At 63.1% G+C, this 20,926-nt stretch carries 19 protein-coding genes; 6 read left to right on the forward strand and 13 right to left on the reverse strand.

All coding sequences use genetic code 11. The features are described from left to right. From AB5Y93_RS01595 to AB5Y93_RS01610, 4 genes are read right to left on the reverse strand one after another with little or no spacing between them, the layout of a single operon-like run. The gene (locus tag AB5Y93_RS01595) at positions 1 to 849 is read right to left on the reverse strand and encodes an SDR family oxidoreductase (protein ID WP_368228697.1); all 849 of its coding nucleotides are present in this window, start codon (positions 847 to 849) and stop codon (positions 1 to 3) included. Continuing rightward, positions 846 to 1,502 carry a TenA family transcriptional regulator gene (locus tag AB5Y93_RS01600; RefSeq protein ID WP_039039563.1) on the reverse strand — a complete coding sequence of 219 codons (657 nt, stop codon included), beginning with the start codon at positions 1,500 to 1,502 and terminating at the stop codon, positions 846 to 848. Before AB5Y93_RS01600 ends, AB5Y93_RS01595 begins: the two co-directional genes overlap by 4 nt. Beyond that, complete coding sequence (locus AB5Y93_RS01605) at positions 1,499 to 2,980, reverse strand: AMP-binding protein (RefSeq protein WP_114522732.1); 1,482 nt, start codon at positions 2,978 to 2,980, stop codon at positions 1,499 to 1,501. Before AB5Y93_RS01605 ends, AB5Y93_RS01600 begins: the two co-directional genes overlap by 4 nt. Further along, positions 2,977 to 3,642, reverse strand: a complete 666-nt coding sequence (locus AB5Y93_RS01610) for a thermostable hemolysin (protein ID WP_368228698.1) — start codon at positions 3,640 to 3,642, stop codon at positions 2,977 to 2,979. The genes AB5Y93_RS01605 and AB5Y93_RS01610 overlap by 4 nt, the downstream gene beginning before the upstream one ends. Positions 3,643 to 3,828: 186 nt before the next feature. Here AB5Y93_RS01610 and AB5Y93_RS01615 point away from each other — a divergent pair, with 186 nt between their 5' ends. Together AB5Y93_RS01615 and AB5Y93_RS01620 are read left to right on the forward strand one after the other, a co-directional pair. Continuing rightward, complete coding sequence (locus AB5Y93_RS01615; RefSeq protein ID WP_368228699.1) at positions 3,829 to 4,470, forward strand: class I SAM-dependent methyltransferase; 642 nt, start codon at positions 3,829 to 3,831, stop codon at positions 4,468 to 4,470. 74 nt (positions 4,471 to 4,544) lie between these two features. Beyond that, the gene (locus AB5Y93_RS01620; protein ID WP_368228700.1) at positions 4,545 to 5,765 is read left to right on the forward strand and encodes a winged helix-turn-helix domain-containing protein; all 1,221 of its coding nucleotides are present in this window, start codon (positions 4,545 to 4,547) and stop codon (positions 5,763 to 5,765) included. 10 nt (positions 5,766 to 5,775) lie between these two features. Here AB5Y93_RS01620 and AB5Y93_RS01625 read toward each other — a convergent pair whose 3' ends face one another. Continuing rightward, positions 5,776 to 6,417: a TetR family transcriptional regulator gene (locus AB5Y93_RS01625; RefSeq protein ID WP_368228701.1), complete on the reverse strand. Its 642-nt coding sequence runs from the start codon at positions 6,415 to 6,417 to the stop codon at positions 5,776 to 5,778. A gap of 93 nt (positions 6,418 to 6,510) precedes the next feature. On the opposite strand from AB5Y93_RS01625, the gene AB5Y93_RS01630 reads away from it, so the two are divergent. After that, positions 6,511 to 7,209, forward strand: coding sequence for a hydrolase (locus AB5Y93_RS01630; RefSeq protein ID WP_368228702.1), 699 nt, complete (start codon positions 6,511 to 6,513; stop codon positions 7,207 to 7,209). A 109-nt stretch (positions 7,210 to 7,318) separates the two neighbouring features. Here the strand turns inward: AB5Y93_RS01630 and frdD are convergent, their stop codons facing one another. The 7 genes from frdD to mscM all read right to left on the reverse strand — a co-directional run bounded on the left by frdD (position 7,319) and on the right by mscM (position 17,245). Then, positions 7,319 to 7,675 carry a fumarate reductase subunit FrdD gene (frdD, locus tag AB5Y93_RS01635; RefSeq protein ID WP_010673803.1) on the reverse strand — a complete coding sequence of 119 codons (357 nt, stop codon included), beginning with the start codon at positions 7,673 to 7,675 and terminating at the stop codon, positions 7,319 to 7,321. A gap of 112 nt (positions 7,676 to 7,787) precedes the next feature. Beyond that, positions 7,788 to 8,186: a hypothetical protein gene (locus AB5Y93_RS01640; protein WP_010673804.1), complete on the reverse strand. Its 399-nt coding sequence runs from the start codon at positions 8,184 to 8,186 to the stop codon at positions 7,788 to 7,790. A gap of 16 nt (positions 8,187 to 8,202) precedes the next feature. Next, entirely contained in the window at positions 8,203 to 8,937 is a 735-nt protein-coding gene (locus AB5Y93_RS01645; RefSeq protein ID WP_042065016.1) for a succinate dehydrogenase/fumarate reductase iron-sulfur subunit, read from the reverse strand. Beyond that, entirely contained in the window at positions 8,930 to 10,714 is a 1,785-nt protein-coding gene (gene frdA / locus AB5Y93_RS01650; protein ID WP_368228703.1) for a fumarate reductase (quinol) flavoprotein subunit, read from the reverse strand. Before frdA ends, AB5Y93_RS01645 begins: the two co-directional genes overlap by 8 nt. A gap of 514 nt (positions 10,715 to 11,228) precedes the next feature. Next, the gene (locus AB5Y93_RS01655) at positions 11,229 to 13,106 is read right to left on the reverse strand and encodes a methyl-accepting chemotaxis protein (protein ID WP_010673807.1); all 1,878 of its coding nucleotides are present in this window, start codon (positions 13,104 to 13,106) and stop codon (positions 11,229 to 11,231) included. A 156-nt stretch (positions 13,107 to 13,262) separates the two neighbouring features. Next, positions 13,263 to 13,940 (reverse strand): glycerophosphodiester phosphodiesterase, encoded by a 678-nt coding sequence (locus tag AB5Y93_RS01660; RefSeq protein ID WP_043156366.1) that lies wholly within the window; start codon positions 13,938 to 13,940, stop codon positions 13,263 to 13,265. A 29-nt stretch (positions 13,941 to 13,969) separates the two neighbouring features. Next, a complete protein-coding gene (mscM, locus tag AB5Y93_RS01665) occupies positions 13,970 to 17,245 on the reverse strand; it encodes a miniconductance mechanosensitive channel MscM (protein WP_042014534.1) in 3,276 nt (1,091 codons plus the stop codon). Positions 17,246 to 17,398: 153 nt separating this feature from the next. On the opposite strand from mscM, the gene AB5Y93_RS01670 reads away from it, so the two are divergent. Then, the gene (locus AB5Y93_RS01670; RefSeq protein ID WP_201968665.1) at positions 17,399 to 18,733 is read left to right on the forward strand and encodes an MATE family efflux transporter; all 1,335 of its coding nucleotides are present in this window, start codon (positions 17,399 to 17,401) and stop codon (positions 18,731 to 18,733) included. Positions 18,734 to 18,820: 87 nt separating this feature from the next. Here AB5Y93_RS01670 and AB5Y93_RS01675 read toward each other — a convergent pair whose 3' ends face one another. Continuing rightward, positions 18,821 to 19,648 (reverse strand): M23 family metallopeptidase, encoded by an 828-nt coding sequence (locus tag AB5Y93_RS01675; protein WP_039039573.1) that lies wholly within the window; start codon positions 19,646 to 19,648, stop codon positions 18,821 to 18,823. Between the two features lie 209 nt (positions 19,649 to 19,857). Between AB5Y93_RS01675 and AB5Y93_RS01680 the strand changes: the two genes are divergently transcribed. Next, entirely contained in the window at positions 19,858 to 20,094 is a 237-nt protein-coding gene (locus tag AB5Y93_RS01680) for a hypothetical protein (protein WP_048207138.1), read from the forward strand. A gap of 40 nt (positions 20,095 to 20,134) precedes the next feature. Further along, on the forward strand, positions 20,135 to 20,917 hold the full coding sequence (locus AB5Y93_RS01685; RefSeq protein WP_368228704.1) for a BPSS1780 family membrane protein: 783 nt from the start codon (positions 20,135 to 20,137) through the stop codon (positions 20,915 to 20,917). Positions 20,918 to 20,926: the final 9 nt, after the last annotated feature.

Genomic DNA, 20,926 nt, shown 5'->3' on the forward strand with positions numbered 1-20,926 from the left:
TCAATGTTCCTTCTCGTTTGTCGCACAGGCGGGATCGCTCCTGTGATCGGAGGCAGGGGAGGCGGTGCGGCGGGCGTGGCGCTCGATGATCGGGCGCTGCTTGGCCAGGGCCATGTCCACCAAGGCGGGCAGCAGGCCGTTGAGCCGCACAAAGAGCTTTTCCGGCCAGCCGAGCCAGCGGCGGCGCGTTTCGTTGCACAGGGCGATGACGGCCTCCTCGGCCACGTCCTGTGGGCTGTCGGTCCGGGTGCCGAGCTCGGCATTCATGGCATAGGCCGCCTCGGAGTTGAGGTGGGTGCGGGTGGCGCGGGGGGCAAAGTGCAGCACCTTGATGCCGGTTCCCTCCAGCTCCCGCCCCAGGGACTCGCTGAAGCCGCGCATGGCGAACTTGCTGGCGCAATAGACGCTGTAGCCGGCAAAACCGATGGCCCCGAGGCTGGAGCCGATGTTCATGATGATGGCGGGCTTGCGCAGCCGGGGCAGCAGGGCCCGGGTGAGCTGGATGGGCGCCTCGACGTTGAGCAGCAACTGGCGTGTCACCTGCTCGCTGCTCTGATCTTCCAGCCAGGCGAACTGGTTGCATCCCGCACTGTTGATGAGCACGTCCAGCCCCTCGTCCAGGGCCGGATGTTGCAGCAGTTGCGCCCGCTCATGGGGAGAGCCGAGATCGGCCGTCACCGTCTGGTGGCGATCCGGATGAGGCAGCTCCCGGCGCAGGCGCTCCAGGGCGCTGGCCCGACGACCGTGCAGCAGCAGATGGGCACCCTGGGCCGCCAGTTCATGGGCCAGGGCTTCACCAATGCCGCCACTGGCGCCAGTCAGCAGTATGCGTTTGCCTTCAAGCTTCATTGGCATGATCCCGTGAGCTGATAGAGCATGTCGCCATAGAGGCGGTAGACCACCTTGGCGGCGTGAATGATGGCGGCCTGATCGGCGGCATCTTCCACCCGGTTCATCAGGGATTCGAAGAACTTGAGGTGCTCCTGGTCCAGGGCCCCGTGGGAGCTCAGGTAGCTCATGGCCTGGGGCGGCAGACCCAGACCGCTCTTGAGCTGGTCGGCGACGGTCAGGGCGATGGCGACGCTGGTGCCTTCCAGCACCTGCACCATGCCGAAGAAGCCCATGGGGTTGCCGCGCTGGATCTGATCGTAGAGGAAGGCCACCATCAGCTCGATGGGCAGGCCCGGCTGGCCGTGGCGCACCGCCTCGGCATCACCGCCGCAGGCACGGATGTCGTTCAGGATCCACTCCTGATGGCCGTACTCCTCGTCGATGTACTCCCTGATGGCGCCACGCACCCATTCGTACTCCTGCCCCAGCTTGCCGCCGGTGGCCATCAGGAGCGGCACCGTGTGGCGCACGTGGTAGTAGGCCTGTGCCAGGAAGGCGAGGTAGGTGTCACGGCTGATGTCGCCGCGGCGGCAGGCCTCGATGATGGGGGCGTTGAACAGGCGTTCGCGCTCGCAGGCGGTGGCTTGTTGCAGGGTCTGGTAGAAGCTCATGAGGTCTCTCCTGTGAGGCATTGGCTGATCTGCCGGGAAAAATGGTGATAAATCTCGTTGCGACGGGGGCGCCCGTTGGCCGTCAGCAGGCCGGGGAGCTGATCCAGGGCGACCGGCAACCAGTGATGGATGCGGGCGTAATCGGGCAACTGCTGGTTGAGCCGGGCAATCTGCTCTGGCAATTGGGACTGGCTGCCCGGCAGCGGCTGGATAAGGGCCACGTTGGCGGGCTGACCGTCACCGAAGATGACGATGCGGGCGATGGCCGGGCAGAGCTGGGCCTGGGCTTCCACCCACTCCGGGGAGAAGTTGCGACCAAAGGCGGTGATCTGCACGTTCTTCTTGCGCCCCGTGATATGGAGATAGCCCTCCTCGTCGATCCGACCCAGATCCCCTGTGGCGATCTGGCTGCCCGTCTCGCCCTCTTCCCCCAGGTAGCCCAGCATGGCGCTGCCGCTGACCATGACTTCGCCGTCTGCGGCGATCGTCACCTGGCAGTGGGGCAGGGGCAGGCCGACGCTGCCGGGACGATCCCCGTGGGGGCCGTTCAGGGCGACCACGGAGCCGCATTCGGAGAGACCGTACCCCTCGTAGACCGGCAGCCCCGCCGCACGGGCGTGAGCGATGAGTTCGGGGGCGACCTTGCCGCCACCCACGGCGACGAAGCGCAGAGTGCCGAGCTGTGTCGCCAGGGCAGGGGTATTGAGGCACAGGGCCAGCAGCAGGCGCAGCAACTCGGGTACCAGCACCAGGCTGTGGCTGGGCCAGCGCAGCAGTGCATGGGCCAGGGCCGCAGGATCCAGCTTGCTGGAGCCCGAGAAGCCGAGTTCCCCCAGGGAAGGGATGCGGCTGCAGGCGCCGGTCAGCAGCGGTACATACAAGCCGGTCAGGTTCTCCAGCAAGGTGGTGAGGGGCAGCAGGGTCAGGTGTTTCTCAACCCGGGCAGGGGCCACCCGCAGGGCAAGGGATCCGCAGACCGCCGTCATCTGTTCCAGCGACAGGCAGACGCCCTTGGGTTGCCCCGTGGTGCCCGAGGTATAGGTGATCTTGGCGGTGCCTGCTGGCAGCTCGGGGAGGCGGGCCGGGATGCGGCGCCACAGGGGCACGGCCTGCTCATCGGGCCTGCCTGCCATGAGCACGAGGGGTGAGGCTGCTTGCCACCCCTGGTGCTCCGGGCCGACCAGGGCGTCTGCTCCGCTGCTTTCCAGCAGCCACGTCTGCTGCGCCGGACTGAAGAAGTGGGGAACCGGGATGACCACGATGCCGGCCCAGGTGCAGGCGAGATCGATCAGTGCCCAGGGCAGGCCGTTGTCGAGTTGCAGGGCCAGGCGGCGGATGCCGGCCCCTTGCAGCACGCCTGCCAGTTGCTGGATCTGCTGCCACAGGCTCTGGTAATCCAGCTCACCCTGGCTGCCTAGCAGCGCAGGCTGGTGCGGGGTCTGGCTGGCATGGTGGGCGATGGTGTCGAACAGCGTCATTGCGCGCACCTCCTGTCGATGTCGGCATGGTTAAAAAGGCGGGGCATGGGCCCCAGCAGGTTGAGCAGCAGGCTGCTCTGTGCGAGCACCTCGCGCCCCTGGTTGATGTCGCCTGCCATCACCTTGGGCTGGCAGCGGTAGTATTCGCCCCAGGCACTGGCATCCTCTCCCACCTGATGGGCCTGGGCGGGGGCCAGCTCCACCGGGTTGAGACGCAGGCGGGTAAAGCTGTTGCGCAGCTTGGCGGTGCCGGTGAACACCACGTAGTCCAGGGCGTTGTCACACAGCAGACGACACAGCGCGGCAAACATCAGGCGGGCGTGACCCGGTTCGCTGCAAGCAAGATTGCCCACTTCGATGATGCGGTGGCGGGCCGGACGTACCCCGAGACGGGTCTCGATGGCGGCCTCGACAGGCTGCTCCAGATATTGCTCCAGATAGAGCGGTTGCTCGTGCTCGCCATGGCAGGCCTGATTGAGGCCGCAGGCACCGACCAGCACGCCATCAGCCCGGTAGAGCCCGAGCAGGCAGGGCAGGAAATGGGGAATGCGGGCGTTGAACTCGAGGGTGTAGGCGGCCTGGATATAGGTTTGCAGCGCCATGACCTGCTGCGGGGATTCGGTCAGGATCAACCGGTAGGGGGCTTGGATCTCGATGGTCATGGTTGGCTCCTTCTCTTGCGATGGGATGAGAGTAAAAGGGCAAACTTAAGAAACCCTTAAGGCGCAAAAAAAGACGAAAAAAACTGGCGGGGGGTGAACGGGGGCGATGGGGGCACCAGACAAAACAGTTGCCAGCAGCGGGCGTGGCAGGCAATCTGCCCCGCTGTCGCCACCCGAGGAGCTGCCATGTCATCCCCTGTTCACTGTCCCCTGTGTCTCTCCCCTCGGCACCATGCCCTGCCGGTGGCGGGCAAGGGCTATTACCGCTGCCTGGCGTGCGAGCTGGTCTGGATGGACGAGGCGGACCACCTGGACAAGGGGGCCGAGAAGGCGGTCTATGACGGGCACGACAACCGGGTGGACGATCCCCGCTACCGGGCCTTTCTGATGCGTGCCTTTGGCGAGGTGCTGGCCCGGGTGTCGCCTCCTGCCAGCGGCCTCGATTTTGGCTGCGGCCCCGGGCCTGCCCTCATCGCCATGGGGCGGGAGGCGGGCTTCGAGATGGCGGGCTACGACAAGTTCTATGCCGACGACCCCGAGTGCCTGACAAGGCAATACGACTTCATCACCAGCACCGAGGTGATAGAGCACATCGCCACCCCCCGCGCCGTGCTGGACACGCTCTGGTGCTGTCTCAAGCCCGGCGGGGTGCTGGTGTTGCAGACCCAGCGGGTGCTGGGGGACGAGCGCTTCAAGACCTGGCGCTATCGTCACGATCCCACCCACATCGTCTTCTTCGCCGAGGCCTCGTTCCGTGCCCTGGCGGTCCGCTGGCAGGCTGAGGTCGAGTTTCCTCATGCGGATGTGGCGGTGTTCACCAAACCCTGAGCCGGGCGTTTTCATTTGGCCATGAGTTGGGCATGCTGGTGGCCTGATACCCAGGAACGGATGCCCCTATTTCCATGTCGATCCCCCACCTCTCATTGCAAGACGCCCGCCACCTGCAACTGGCGGCCCAGGGGCTGCTGACCCCGCGCCGCGCCAGAGCAACCCCCGCCGACCTGCTCGCCTGCATTCGCCGCATGGCGTTGCTGCAGATAGACACCATCTCCGTGGTGGCCCGCAGCCCCTATCTGGTGCTGTTCAGCCGTCTCGGCCATTACGATCCGCGCTGGCTGGAACAACTGCTGGCCGATGGTGACCTCTTCGAATACTGGGCCCACGAGGCCTGTTTCGTCCCCCGGGAAGATTACCGGCTGCTGCGCCATCGCATGCTGGATCCCGCCGCCATGGGCTGGAAGTTCTCCGCCCAGTGGCTCAAGACCCACGGCGGCGAGATAGCGCAGATAGTCGAGCGCATTCGCCAGGATGGCCCGGTGCGGGCGGCAGACTTCGAGCGCAAGGGGGGCAAGGGCAACGGCTGGTGGGACTGGAAGCCGGAGAAGCGCCATCTGGAGGTGCTGTTTACCGCAGGTCAGCTGATGGTGCGCGAACGGCGCAATTTCCAGCGGGTCTACGATCTCGCCGAGCGGGTCATGCCGGAGTGGAATGACGAGCGGGATCTGCCGAGTCCTGATCTCGCCCGGCGGGACATGGTGCGAGCCAGTTGTAGGGCGCTGGGGCTGGTCAAGACCGGCTGGGTGGCGGATTACTATCGCCTTAAACGGGGGAAATACGACGCCCTGCTCCACCAGCTGGCGGACGAGGGGGAGCTGTTGCCGGTACGAGTGGAGGGGTGGCAGCACGGAGCCTTCGTTCACGCCTCCCTGGCCGATGAGCTGGTCCGGGCCCAGGCGGGCACCCTCAAGGCGAGCCACACCGCCGTGCTCTCGCCCTTTGACCCGCTGGTGTGGGATCGCAAGCGGGCCAGCGAGTTGTTTGGCTTTGACTATCGCATCGAGTGCTATACCCCGGCCCCCAAGCGCCAGTACGGTTATTTCGTGCTGCCGTTGCTGCATCGCGGCAAGCTGGTGGGCAGGATGGACGCCAAGGCCCATCGCAAGGAGGGGGTGTTCGAGGTCAAGAGCCTCTATCTGGAAGACGGGGTCAGGATCACCCAGAGCCTGGCCCAGGATCTGGGCAAGGCCATCCAGAAGCTGGCGGAGTGGCACCAGACCCCGACCCTGCGCTACGGCGCCATTCCTGCGCCCTTGCTGGCTCAATGGCAGGAGGTGGCATGCTGAAGAAGGACGCCTACCCTCGCATCAAGCCGGGCAGCACCAGCGCAACGGCCGCGGTGATGCGCTCGCGAATGTCGCTGCCCGGCGCCAGCAAGCCGAGCGCCATCTGGCGCAGCGGCTCCGCCATGGTCATCGCCAGCAGCAGATCGCTGGTCTGGGCGGCGTCCAGCTCGCGCAGCCAGCCCAGTTGCTGCTGGCGCTGTAGCCACGCCGCCAGCGTCGCTCTGCCGCGGGCAATGCCGTTCTCCTGATAGGCCGCCAGCAGGGCATCCCGCCCCGCGAACTCATGTTGCAGCAGCCGGAACATGCCCACCGCCGGTGCGCTCAGCACCTGTCCCGCTATGGCCTGCAAGCCCAGCTCCAGCATCTCCCCCAGCGCGCCTGGATGAGCGGCATCCTGCTCGAAGGCCGGCTGGAAGGCATCGGTCCAGCTGCGCACCGCCTGCGCCACCAGCTCGTCGCGATTGGCGGCGAAGCGGTAGAGGGTCTTCTTGGCAACCCCCGCCTCTTTGGCCACCGCATCCACGGTCGCAGCGCCGTAGCCCCCCTTGAGCAACAAAGTCAGCGTCGCCTCGGCGAGGGCGGCGCGAAGGTCGGCTTCCGGGGTGACCGGACGGCCTCGTGAGCGTGTTTCTTCATCGTTCTGGTGCGACATATGGGCTCCTGGAAAGCATTGACAGACCCAGCATACAGGCATAGCGTAATTTAGGAAACGAACTTCGTTTCCTAAATTTATGGGAGTCATATCATGCATCCTTCTGCCCTGTTTGCCCCTTGGGGCGTCAATAACATCAATGAGTTGCTCAGGCCGCAACCCCTTCGCCTGGAAATGGGTCTGACCCGCAGCACCGACGGCCTGCTGACGGTCGCCATCCGCACCGATCTGCACGGTTGCAAGGGGCGCATGCTGGATTGGTGGTTCACCTTCTTCGAGACGACCCAGCACATCAGGTGGTGGCACCCCCACGATCATGTCGAGCACCGGGGCTGGGATCATCACTGGAAAAAAGGGGAGCGCTATGTGGGAGCCAGCATAAAGGCGGTGGAGTGGCTTGCCGAGCTGCCGCCGGTGGCAGCTCGCCTCAAGTTCCACGGTGCCGAAGAGGTGTTCGCCCCGCAATCGCTACAGGAGGCGCGGGAGACGCAGGCTCTCTCTGCCGCCATCTGCGCCCGTATCGGCTTTGGCAACGAGGTGGCGCTGGATGACAACGGTGCGCCGCTGGATGGCGAGATGCTGCACCTGGCGCGGGATACCCCCTATGGCTGTGTGCTGCGCAGTCGTTTTCTGCTGGGCAAAGCCTGCGCCAACCCGCTTGACGAGGTGCCGGACGAGGTAGGTTTCAACCTGATGCGCCACTGCTACAGCGAGTTCAGCTATCTGGCGCAGTTTCTGCCGTCGCTCTACTACGCGGAAAACGGTCGTGAACCGGCACCGCGACTCTGGTGACGGATGCCGAACGAGCGTGCAGGCCAGCTGCCGGATGGAGATGAACCGCGGAAGATGGTCATAAAAAAACCGGGCACTGGGCCCGGTTTGTCATGCAGTCAGGATGTGCTTACTGGAGCACCAGCACCATCAGCAGGCCGACGGTGATGGCGGACACCAGGAAGGCGAAGCCATAGAACACATAGTGGTGCAGCTTGGTGGTGTGGATCCCCAGATCATGCAGGCCGTGGTAGATGCGGTGCATGCCGTGCCAGACGGGCAGGGCGATGATCACCAGCAGGATGCAGGCACCCCACCAGGAGCTGGCGAATGCCAGCACGCGCTCGTAGCTCATGGTCTCCACGTCCATGATGCCCATGGGCACCAGCAGACCTGTGATGAGGACAATGACCGGCAGCAGCATGGCAACCACCATGCCACCCGCACCAAACAGACCCCAGTAAATTGGCTCGTCAGAACGTCTCATATTTTTTCCTCAAATCATGATTGAGTGATCGTGGCCAACGTTTCTGAGTGAGAGCCCGGTACCAAACAGACACCAATAACCGGGTTCGTCAGAACGTCTTATGGTTTTCTCCTCAGGCCACGATGATCAGGACAAGCAGGGATACCGCCGCCAGCGCCACATACTGGGCGATGACGATCGGCTTCTCCGGCACCAGGTCTTCGCCACGGAAGATGCGCATGGCTTTCGGTGCCAGGGCGAACCAGGTCTTGGCGTGGAACAGGCAGGCTGCCAGGGCGATGACGTGGAACAGGATGGCAATGGGGCTCTGCAGGGATTCCAGCCAGCCGTTGAATGCCTCCTGACCCTGTACCAGCCGCAGCAGACCCCACATCAGCACGACGGCGTAGATGGAGACGAAGATGCTGGTGCCTTCGCGGATCATGTAACCGGTGTAGAAGGCATTCTTCAGCCACCAGTCTTTTTTCATCTCGCGCACGTAAGGCTTACGTTTGCTCTCAGTGTTGTTCATGGTCTCACTCCTGGTCTCAGTCCGGCTTGAACATGGCGATCATGTAGTCCTTGGCGCTCTCGACCTTGCCAAGCTGGATGGCGGCGGCCGGATCCACGCCTTTCGGGCACACTTCGGAGCAGTAGCCCACGAAGGTACAGCCCCAGACGCCCTCGTCCTGGCTGATGATCTTCATCCGCTCCCTGGACGCGCTGTCGCGGTTGTCGGCGTTGTAGCGATAGGCCAGTGCCAGGGCCGCCGGACCGGTGAACTTCTTGTTGATGCCATATTGCGGGCAGGCCGCGTAGCACAGACCGCAGTTGATGCACATGGAGAACTGGTGATACTTCGCCATGTCAGCCGGCGTCTGGGTGTACTCGCCATCGCACAGGCTGCGCGGCTCGGACGGGATGATGTAGGGCTTGATGCTCTCCAGCTTCTCGATGAAGTCGGACATGTCGACCACCAGATCGCGCTCGATGGGGAAGTTGTTGAGCGGTTCGATAGTCATCTTGCCCGGCAGGTAATCCCGCAGGAAGGTCTTGCAACCGAGTTTCGGAATGCCGTTGACCATCATGCCGCAGGAGCCGCAGATCGCCATCCGGCAGGACCAGCGGAAGCTCAAGGTAGAGTCCAGATGATCCTTGATGTATTGCAGCGCATCCAGCAGGGACATCTCTTTGAGGTAGGGCACCTGGAAGGTCTGCATCCAGGGCTCGTTATCCTGCTCGGGACGGTAGCGCAGGATTTCAATTTCGATCATCTCAGCCATTCTTCTTAGCCTCGTCTTGTTTCTCACCCTCGGAACCGTACACGCGCTTGGCCGGTTGGGATTTAGTGATCTTCACATCGGAATAGTCGATGGTCGGGGCCCCTTCGCCGTTGTAGAAGGAGAGAGTGTGCTTGAGGAAGTTGACGTCATCGCGCTCCTCGTAACCGTCCAGACGCTGGTGGGAACCGCGGGACTCTTTGCGGTTGATGGCGGAGTGCGCCATGGCTTCCGCCACGTCCAGCATGTAGCCCAGCTCGATGGCGTACAGCAGGTCGGTGTTGAAGACCGAGGACTTGTCGTTGATCTTGATCTTCTTGTAACGGGCTTTCAGCTCGTTGATCTTGTCGATGGTGCCCTGCATCAGCTCTTCGGTACGGTAGATACCGACACCGGCTTCCATGGACATGCCCAGTTCGTTGCGGATATCCGCCGGGTTTTCGGTGCCGTCGATCTCCAGCAGGGAGAGGTGCTGCTTGATGAGCGCCTCGGCCTTGGTGACCAGCGCCTGGGTGTTGCCGTGTTTCTGGGTGGCGGCAAACTCGGCTGCCTGCTCACCGGCCACCTTGCCGAAGACCACGATCTCGGACAGGGAGTTGGAACCCAGACGGTTGGCGCCGTGCAGACCGACGGAGGCACATTCGCCAGCGGCATAGAGACCGGCCAGACGAGTGGCGCACTTGCCGTCGGTTTCGATGCCACCCATGGTGTAGTGGGCGGTCGGACGTACCGGAATCGGCTCTTTTACCGGATCCACACCCACATAGGCCTTGGCCAGTTCGCAGATGAAGGGCAGACGCTCTTTCAGGTACTTCTCGCCAAGGTGGCGCAGGTCGAGGTGAACCACGTCGCCCATGGGGCCCTGGATCACGCGGCCTTTTTGCTGCTCCTGCCAGAAGGCCTGGGAGAGACGGTCGCGGGGACCCAGTTCCATGTGCTTGTTCTTCGGCTGGCCGACCGGGGTTTCCGGGCCCAGACCGTAATCTTGCAGGTAGCGATAGCCATCCTTGTTGAGCAGGATGCCACCCTCACCACGGCAACCTTCGGTCATCAGGATGCCGGTGCCCGGCAGACCGGTCGGGTGATACTGGACGAACTCCATGTCCCGCAGCGGTACGCCGTGGCGGTAGGCCAGGGCCATGCCGTCACCGGTGACGATGCCGCCGTTGGTGTTGTAGCGATAGACACGACCTGCGCCGCCGGTGGCCAGCACCACGGACTTGGCCTGGATGAAGCGGGTGATGCCGTTCTGGATGTCAAAGGTGACGACACCCTGGACGCGGCCATCTTCCACGATGAGATCCAGACAGAAGTGCTCGTCGAAGCGCTTGATGGTCGGGTACTTGATGGAGGTCTGGAACAGGGTGTGCAGGATGTGGAAGCCGGACTTGTCGGCGGCGAACCAGGTGCGGGGGATCTTCATCCCGCCGAAACGGCGCACGTTGGCCTTGCCATCCGGTTTGCGGCTCCAGGGGCAACCCCAGTGCTCCAGCTGGATCATCTCGTTGGTGGCGTTGTTGACGAAGTACTCGACTACGTCCTGCTCACACAACCAGTCACCACCGGAGACGGTGTCGTTGAAGTGGTTTTCCAGGGAGTCGTCATCACGGACGACGCCTGCGGCGCCACCTTCGGCGGCCACTGTGTGGCTGCGCATCGGATAGACCTTGGAAATCAGGGCGATTTCCAGCTCCGGGTGGGCTTCTGCAATGGCGATTGCGGCACGCAGGCCACCGCCACCGGCACCGATGATGGCAACATCGGTCTTGATAATATCCACATCTGCCTCCTTAGGGATAGATTTGCTGGGCACGATTTTGCTCTATGAAAAAAATTCAGGCTTGATGCAAGTCAAACTGCTTTGTTTTAGTGCTTGGCAACGGTGATTTTTATTACAACCACCCCATTCCTTGGATGAAAATGCCGTCATTATCGCCATCCATCAGTGATCTGGATCAGCCGTACTCGCTACTCTGGTGATTTTAACTCCAAGATTATACGTAGTTTTCTTTCAAAAAAATGAGAAATGCCTCTCTTTTTGGGTATTACCCATAAAGTTTTTAAGTTTTTTATCAAGACAGTTTAATGATAACTATTATCACGATGACATATCGAGGTTAGGCATCAAAAAAGTAATGCGAATATAGCCATGACAGACTGGGCCCGTCTCCCACACATGGGCAAAAGGAGATGTCGATCACAGGATTGAGGGTCTCGAAAGGGGATTATAACCGTTGAAACAAAAAGGGTTTATAAAAAAAGGGGCCTAACGGCCCCTTTCTTCCCATGGTCGATCAGATGCGGAACATGCCGACCTGATTATTCAATTCACCTGAAATATTTTTAAGCTGGGCCGACAGATTGCGGGAGCTGTCCGCATCCACTGCCAGCTCGTCCGAGACATCCTTGACCGCCTGGATGTTGCGGCTCACCTCGTCGGTGACGGCACGCTGTTCCTCGGCGGCGCTGGAGATCTGGGTCGCCATGTCGGAGATCTGGTTGATGGAGGTGGTGATCTGCTCCAGCGCCTGGGTCGCATCGTTGGCATCTTCCACGCTGTTCTGGGCCAGCAGCTGACCCTCGTGCATGGTACTGACGGCGCCCTGGGTGTTGCGCTGCAGGGTCTCGATCATGCTGCGGATCTCGACGGTGGAGCTGTGGGTGCGCTGGGAAAGCACCCGCACCTCGTCGGCCACCACGGCAAAGCCGCGTCCCTGCTCGCCAGCCCGGGCGGCCTCGATGGCGGCGTTGAGCGCCAGCAGGTTGGTCTGCTCGGCGATGCCCTGGATGGTGGAGAGGATGGTGTTGATCTCCTGGGCGTTCTTCTCCAGTTCCTGAATGATGCCGGAGGCCTGCTTGACCTGGGTGGCCAGATCCGTGATGGAGCGCTGGTTGCGGGCAATCACCTGCTTGCCGTGCTCGCAACTGCTGGAGGAGCTGCGGGCCGCTTCCGCGGTCTGCTCGGCGTTGCTGGCCACTTCGACGGCGGTGGCGGACATCTCGTGCACTGCTGTCGCAATCTGGGAGATCTCGTTTTGCTGGCGGGCCAGCCCCTGGTTGGATTTCTCCGCCATGTCGTGGGAAGACCTGGCCTGCTGGTTGAGCTGGGTGGAGGAGTTGGAGATGTCCTGCACCATGACGTGGATGCGCTCGATGAAGGTGTTGACGTGCTTGGCGACGGTACCGACCTCGTCTTCACGCTCGATCTTGATGCGACGGGTGAGATCGCCGTTGCCGCGGGAGAGATCGGCAATTGCCTCGCCCAGGGTTTTCAGCGGCGCCAGGGAGCCGTTGATGGCGACATAGGAGAAGCCCGCCACGATGAGGATGGTCAGCAATCCCTGGATGAGGGCGGAGGTGACCATGCGGGAGACGGACTGGTAGGCGACCGCTTCATCCACCACGATGCCGAAATACCAGTTGGTGTTGGGGATCTCGGTGAGGTCGAACACGCTCGCCTTGCCGCTGATATCCATCTCGGAGATGGTGTTGTCATGGGCCAGCTCGTTGACCTTGGCTGCCGTCAGTTCCGGGGAGATGGCGGTGGCGGGTTTGAGGGTCAGATCCTTGTCCGGGTGGGCGATGATGGTGCCGTTGCTGTCCACCAGAATGGCATAGGTGCCTTCCGAGTTCATGGCGAGCACGTCTTTCACCAGACCGTCGATGGAGACGTCACCGGCGATGACGCCGTCGGTGTTGCCGCGACTGAAGGGCTCGGCGATGGTGATGATGAGCTGGCCGGTGGTGATGTCGGCATAGGGGGCTGTGATGGCGAGCTTGCCGGCGGCCATGGCGTCCTTGTACCAGGGGCGCTGGCGCGGATCATAGCCGGCCGGCAGATCGGTCGGCTTGCTCTGGATCATCCGGCCATCCTTGGTGCCCACGTAGACGAGATCGAAGTTGCCCGCATTCATGGACTGGGCCAGGTGGCTGAGGGGCTCGTCTTCCTTGGCGAAGGCTTCCTTGGTGGCGGTGACGAGATTGATGCGGGCGTCGAGCCAGCGGGAGATCCCCTTGACGTTGGCGACCGAGCTGTCGTCGATGAAGCTCCAGATCAGCCGCTGGGTTTCACTGCGCAACTGGGAGGTGTTGTACCAGACCTGCAGGCCGGTGATGACCAGAATGATGGCCCCGATGGAGAGGACCAGCTTGTTCTTGATGGATAGGTTCATGTTTACATCCTTGTGAGCGTCAGTCAGAGATCCATGGTGTTTGTTATTGTTATGAGCCAACTCTGTATCGGCTGGCTATGGACTTTATGTATCCCGGTGCACCGCATTTTTTCAATTCTTTTCACCTCCTTGTGGCCTGCCAGGCCGCGCCGATACTCAGCTGAATCGATCTGGCCGGTTGGTGAAGATGCCATCGACACCCATGCTGGCGAGGGCGCTCCCATCACTCACTTCGTCGACTGTATAGACCAGGATCTTGAGCCCCCGGCGATGGGCATCCGCCACCAGGGTCTCGTCGACGAAATCCACGTCGCAGTTCAGTGACCAGGCCCCCAGCGTCTCGGCGAAGGCGGCGCCGTCGAGGGGCAGGCTGGCCGTGAGGGCGCCGATCCTGATTTCCGGTCGCAGTCCCTTGAAGCGTAACAGCTCGGGATGATGAAAGGAGGAAACGATCCAGTGCGCCTGGGTAAAGCCAAGCTCGGCCTCGGCCCGCCTGGTCAGGGCGGCCACCGGCTCGGCGGTGTGGGCGCCCTTTAGCTCGATGTGCAGTTCGCAGCGCCCCGCCACCAGTGCCATCACCTGCCACAGGGTCGGGATCCGCTCCCCGTCCCCCGCATCCAGGCTCGCCAGGTACTCCCGGGATTGCCCGGTCAGCACACCCTGGCCGTTGGTGCAGCGCTCCAGTCGCCGGTCGTGGAAGACCCAGAGCTCTCCGTCGGCCCACTGCACGTCCAGCTCGATGGCTTTGGCACCCAGATCCAGCGCCAGGCTCATCGCCTTGAGGGTATTCTCCGGGGCCAGGCCGCTGGCACCGCGATGGGCAATGATCTGCATGATGGCTCCTGTTGTCGTCTTTGGCGGCTTCATCCCCGGCTCATCCGGATGTCGATCTGCTGATGTGGCAGATGCATGCCGACCTGGCCGAGTTTCTCCAGGATCAGGGAATGTACCTCGTGTGTAATGGGCATCCGGTGATCCATGTTGTTGACGTAGAGCCGGATCTCGTAGATGAGGGCCGAGTCGGTGAACTCGATGAGGAACACCTCCGGGGCGGGCGTATCCAGCACCAGGGTGGACTCGCGCACGCTCTGCTCCAGCAGTTGCTGTACCTGCTTGGGATTCTGCGTCAGGCCGATGCGAATGCGCAAGCGGACCCGGGTGATGGCATCGGACAGGGACCAGTTGATGAACTGCTCGGTGATGAAGGCCTTGTTGGGGACGATGATCTCCTTCCTGTCCCAGTCCACTATGGTGGTGGCGCGGGTCTTGATCTTGGTGACGGTGCCGGTGAGATCCCGGATGGTGACGGTGTCACCCAGGCGGATCGGTTTTTCGAACAGGATGATGAGGCCGGAGACGAAGTTGGCGAAGATCTCCTGCAACCCGAAGCCCAGCCCCACGGAGAGTGCTGCCACCAGCCACTGGGTTTTGGACCAGTCGATGCCGAGCATGGAGAAGCCGGTGAGGGCGCCAATCAGCAGTACCAGGTACTTGCTCACCGTGGTGAGGGCGAAGCCGGTGCCTGGGGAGAGGCTCAGGTGCTGGAGCAGGGTGAGCTCCATCAGCCCTGGCAGGTTGCGGGCGGTGACCACCGTCAGGATGAAGGCGAAGACGGTCAGCATCAGATCCTGCAGGGTGATGGCGGAGAGCTGCTCGATGCCGGCCACCTTGCTGCTCACCTGCCACACCTCGATGCTGCTGAGGAAGCTGAATGCCGAGTTGAGATCCGACCATTGCACCACCACCAGCATGGTGAAGCCCAGCATCAGCAGGGTGCGTACCAGGCCGAGGGACTGGGCGCTGATGGTATCCAGATCCAGTTCGGGCTCCTCCACCACATCGGGGATCTCGGAGCTGAGATCGTCCTCTTCCCGCTCCCGCTGCGCCAGGATCTCGGCCCGCTTCTGCTTGGCGCGATCGAAGGCGAGTCGGCGGCGCTGGATCAGCATCCAGCGGTGGGCCAGATAGTAGACGAGCAGGCAGCCGAGCCCCGCCAGCAGGCTCAGCTCCAGCTGGCGCAGCAGGGTGCGGGAGGTGTAGAAGTAGCCGAACAGGGCGCCCAGCACCGCCAGCAGCGGGGCCAACATCAGGCTGTTCCAGATGAAGTGGTGCAGCAGATGGGGCTTGGTCATGTCTGCCTGACCCCAGGTGAGGGGCAGTTTTTCCCGGTTGAGGCGGGCAAAGAAGAGCAGCAGCCAGAGGGCCCCGATGATGAAGGCGAGGCGTCCCAGGGAGTCGTAGAAGGCGTGCTCCTGATAGCTGCTCGCCATGCCCTGCACGAAGAAGCTCGGGATCAGCACCAGCAGCAGGGTACGAAATTGTCCCCACACTCGCTGCACCCGCTCCTTTTGCCAGCGGAAGTGGAGGATGAGGATCCCCTTCTCCAGAGTGAGGTGGCGCGCAACCAGCAGGGCCAGCAGCAGGAACCAGATTTCACCCAGGCCCCGGGCCACCGCCACCGCGAAGGGATATTGCCAGGCGCCGTCCAGCAGGCCGTGCACCATGAGCACCATGGCGGGCAGCGGCAGGGCGGCGAGCACGGAGCGCACCAGCAACCGGCTGGTGAGGCTGAACTTGTCCTGGGTCACCTTGCCGATGCGCGGGGCAATGTACTGGCTGTATTGAAGGAGGTGGCGGGCCAGTTTCAGCCAGCACCAGGCCAGCCCCAGCAGCCCGAGGCCAGCCAGGGTCAGGCTCAGGGGGTTGTTCTCGGCGATGGCCCTGGGCAGTTGCAGCCAGTTGGCCGGGTTGAAGGCAAGGCCGAGGGCGGCCGGGACGCCGAGCAGCACCGCCGGGCTCAGGGGGCGCACGTCCGGCATCCAGAACAGATGGCTGGCGCTGAGTTCGCGGATCTCGTCGATCTTGCTGTTCTGACGGCTGTAGAGCAGCTTGAGGCGGGTCTGCTCCTGAATGAGGGTGTCGGAGGCATCGTTGAGCCGGGTCAGCAGTTGCCGCCTCGCCTTGAGCAGGTTGTCCAGCACGGCGCGCTGGGCCCTGTCCAGGGTGATGCCGTCTCCACTGAGCAGGCTGTTGCGCAGTTGCACCGGATCCTTCAGGGCATCCTGCTCGGTCTCGTACTGGTATTTGGCCATGCGCGCCTTGACGATGGCGGACTCCAGCCGCTCCAGCGGGAAGTAGGCGGGCAGATCGGCCAGCTTGCTGCGCAGGTTCTCGCCGTAGGCGTTGCTTATCTGCAACCACTCCAGCTGTTCGCGCACCGAATTGACCAGCTCGTTGAGCCCGGAGAGGGAGGTGTCCACCCCCCGTTGCTCGTCCTGCACCCGTTCAATCTGGTCCTCGAGGGCCCCCAGTTGGAGGGAGAGGGCCTGGTTTTGCTGTTGCTGCTCCTGCAAGAGGGGCAGATCCGAGGTGAGCTGCCGGCGCAGGCGTTCGCTCTCGGCCAGGGCCTGCTCGGTCTTGTCCCGGCGCAGCTGGTTCTGCTGGGCAAGCAGACTGGTCTGCCACTCATCCTCGTCGGTGATGGCGAGGTTGAGCTCCTGCAGCTTGAGCTTGCCCAGATCGTTGCGCTGCTGGGCGGAGAGCTGCTCCAGCTCCAGCATCTGGATCCGGTCGGAGAGGCTCTGCTCTTTGAGTCGGGTGGCCAGTTGCTGGGCCTCCTGCAACCTGTCCGACTCGTTGCTGAAGCTCAGGCGATCGAGCAGGGAGCGGGTCTGGAGCAACTGCTTGCGCAACTCGTCGACCCGCAGGTGATACTCCTGGCCCGTGCTCTCAAGCTGGTTGAGGCTGTCGGTCACCGCCTGACGCTCCTTGCGCAGGTTGAGCTGGCGGTTGCTGCTCAGGCTGATGGCCTGGCGCAGGGCATCCTCCTTGAGGGAGGAGAGGGACGGGCGGGACTGGGGCTGATAGTTGTGCAGCCCCTCCTTGAGACGGGCGGACTCCTTGGGGTAGTCGATGAGGATCTGCTGGTAGGCCTTGCCCTGTTCCCGGTAGCGCTGGGCATCCCGGGCATATTGCAGCGCCTGCTGGTAGCTCTCCCGCAGTTGCTGGTTTTCCGGGGTATCCGTCTTGGGGATGCTTTGCAGCAGCTCCTCTACCTGAGTGATGGCATCATCAGCCTGGACAGCGGAGAAGGGGAACAGGCTGAGACAGAGCATCAGACAGAGCAGGCGTTGCAACATGGCGCACGTTTCCGTTCAGGAGAAGTCGCCCTAGCCTAAAGCAGGGGCCGGGGCGGGTAAAGCCCTCAAGATGAATGATCCACGGCACAAATAACGGGTGATCCGGGTCTTGTTTGGCTATTATTCTGGCCGTTCCCCTTCATTGAGCAATTTATGTCCTCCGTCGATCTGGGCACGGCCCCCCTTTCCCGCCTCTTCTTGCGTTACGTCACCCCCACGGTGGCCGCCATGCTGGTCACCGGCATCTATGTCACCATAGACGGCATCTTCGTCGGCCATATCCTGGGCCAGGACGGGCTGGCCGGCATGATGCTGGCGTACCCCATCTGCGCCGTGCTCTACGCGGTGGGTGCCCTGATCGGCATGGGATCCTCGTCGCTGGCCTCCTTCTATCTGGGCAAGGGGGAGCAGGCCAGGGCGCGCCACATCGTCGGCAATGCCCTGGTGATGGTGCTCATCGCCTCCGCGCTGCTCGCCTTCATTGGCATTCGTTACGGCAAGGCCATGCTTGTCTGGATGGGGGCGCAGGGGGTCATCTTCGACGCAGGCTTCGCCTATCTGCAGTGGTACGCCTGGCTCGGGGTGTTCGCGGTGCTCTCCATGGCCTTTACCGCCCTGTTGCGCAACGACGGGCGACCCGGCCTCACCACCTGGATCCTGGTGGGGGGCGGCGTGCTCAACGTGCTGCTCGACTACCTGCTGATGGCGGTGATCCCCTGGGGGCTGGCGGGGGCCGCCATCGCGACCATGCTCTCCCAGGCGGTCACCGGGGGCCTGTGCCTGTGGCACTTCTTCACCCCCCGCAGCCAGTTGCGCATTCGCTGGGATACCCTGGTGCCCGACTGGCGGTTGATGGGGGAGACATTGCGACTCGGGGTGTCGAGTTTTCTGATGTACCTCTACCTCTCGGTGGTGCTGGCGCTGCACAACAAGGCGCTGCTCTCGGTGGGCACTTCGCTGCACGTGGCCGCCTATGGGGTCATCAGCTACAGCGAGGCCTTCTTCTATCTCATCTTCGAGGGGATCGCCATGGGCATCCAGCCCATCGCCAGCTTCAATGCCGGGGCGGGCAACTGGGCACGGGTGCTGCGGGTGCGCAACCTGGCATTGGGAGTGACCATGGCGGTGGCACTGTGCGGGATGATCCCGCTGTATCTGTGGCCAGAGGCAGTGGTTTATCTGTTTGCGGGGGACAATGCAGCCCTGTTGCCGGTGGCGACCCTCGGTATCTGGCTCTACTTCTGGGGGCTGCCCATGGAAGGCTTGCTGCTGGTGGGGGCCACCTACTTCCAGGCCATCAACCGGGCCCGCATCGCTTCCCTGCTCACCGGCGGCAAGCTGGTGCTGATCGGCGGTTTCCTGTGGGGCTTCTCCTCCCTGTGGGGAGTGGCCGGTGTCTGGCTGGCGCTGCCCACTTGCAGCACTCTGCTGGTCCTGGTGATGTGGCGGGCGATGAACAGGGAGGGGCGCCAGCACAGCGCTGCCTGAGATGTGGTCAGGCGTCCATGAAAAAGGCAGCCTCGGCTGCCTTTTTCATTTTGAGTGCCCCTGCCTGTGGGCGGCAGGTCGCCGGCCTCAGGGCTTGAAGGCGCCGATAAAGATGGCGGGGTCGACGCGGGCGTCGTTGAGGCTGACGTTCCAGTGCATGTGGGGGCCGGTGGCGCGGCCGGTGGCGCCGACCCGGCCGACGATGCCGCCGCGGGGCAGGCTCTGGCCCAGCTTCACGTCCACCTTCGACATGTGACAGAACATGCTGATGAGGCCTTGGCCGTGGTCGACGAACACCGTATTGCCGTTGAAGAAGTAGTTGCCGATGAGGATGACCTTGCCAGCGGCTGGTGCCTTGATGGGAGTGCCGGCTCCGACCGCGAAGTCGAGGCCGGAGTGGGGGTTGCGCTCCTCGCCGTTGAAGAAGCGGCGCAGCCCGAAGGGGCTGGAGAGCGGGCCCTGGACCGGCTTGTCAAACAGTAGGTTGCTCGGCTGAGCCGGGCTGAAGGTCTGGTAGGCGCGGGTCTGTTCGGCAAGCTCCCGGTTGATGCGGGTCATGTCTTCAGCCAGCGGATTGACCTGGCGGCTGTTCTTGAGCTTGATGTGCTGCTCACGGTAGTGCTTGGTGCCGACCGTGAAACTCAAAGTGCGGCCATCGCTGGTGGTCACCTGATGGGGGCCGGGCGCGCTCTTGAGCGGGATGCCGACGATGGCAATCCACGTCTTCCCGTCTTCCTGTACCACCAGCACAGGTTTGTCCTGATAGCGCACTGCGGGCGCCTTGGCCCCGCTTCCCAGTGGTACCACGGCCACGCCCCCCGGCACTGGGTGGTTGAGCAGGCGGCTGATAAACCCCGGTTCGGCGTGAAGCGCAGGGCTGCCGAGCAGCAGGAGAAGAAAGAAGAGGCGGCGCATGATGGCTCCATCGGATCAGGGGGAAAGCAAGAGGGGGAGATGATGCCACATTCTGGCGGTGCTGTCCGTCAACCGTGGCCGATAAACTCGTCGGATGCGGCCCAGAAAGACGCAACGGACACGCCATTGCAGCGAGGTGAGCGGGGAGCCGCTTTCCCTTCGACCTTGCCAGCCTGAGCAGGGGGCCGCTGCGCTACAGCTTCTCGGGGGTGCTCGCGAGCGACAACCGCTTCATCACCACCAGCCTGGCCGGTGTCGGGGTGGGCATGGTCGAGCAGGGGGCCCTGACCCCTATTCCATTCGATACCGCCATCGCGGTACCCTACTCGGCGGCGACCCAGGCCACCGACTACAAGGTGAGGCTCTACCCGACCCGGCTGCCGGGCCAGGTAGTACGCACCGGCCCCTACACCGGCACCATCATGGTCACGGTGAGCGTGCCCTGAGGAGACGCCGCTTCGCCCCTATTTTTCGACGAGGTCAATGATGAACAGTGACAGGGCCCTGCGCCACGAACCCAAACGCCATGGCATAGGACAGGGCTGGATCTGGATCCGCACCGGATTCGACATCTTCAACAAGGGGATGGGTGCCAGCGTGGCCATGATAGTGCTCTGGTTTTTGGTGGGCATCGTGCTGGATCAGCTGCCGGCGGGGGGCTTGATCTCCCAGTTGCTCTACATGGTGTGGGGGGCTGGCTGGGTGGCGGTGGCGCGGCGGGGGCACCATGGGGAGGCGCTGCAGTTTGGCGACTTCTTTGCCGGTTTCCGCCATCGGTTGACCCCCTTGATGCTGGGGGGCCTGATGGTGCTCGGCCTCATCATGGGGATCCTGATGATCTGCGTGTTCCTGCTGCACCAGTGGGGACTCACCGGCCTGTTGTCCGCGGATCCGGGCTCCCTGGCGCTGACCCCGGAGCAGGCACAGGGCTTCCTCGTCTGCGCCCTGGTGGGATTGGCACTGTTCGTTCCCGTGCTGATGGCCATCACCTTCGCCCCCGCCCTTATCCTCTTCCATCAGGTCGGGGTCTGGCAGGCAGCCAGGCTCAGCTTCAAGGGATGTCTGCGCAACATGTGGCCCTTCCTCTGGTGGGGGCTGCTCGGGGCCGTGCTGATCTTCTTTGGCGCACTCCTGATGCTGGTGGGCCTGCTGGTGGTGCTGCCTGCCATCAACTACTCCATCTATGCCGCCTATCACGACATCTATCTGGAGGATCAGGAGGCCGAGGAGGGAGAGACCCCGGTCAAGGCATTCGGTTTCGAAGCCTGACCGGGCACA

The sequence above is a fragment of the Aeromonas sp. R10-1 genome (genome assembly GCF_040908465.1).
Taxonomy (GTDB): domain Bacteria; phylum Pseudomonadota; class Gammaproteobacteria; order Enterobacterales; family Aeromonadaceae; genus Aeromonas; species Aeromonas caviae.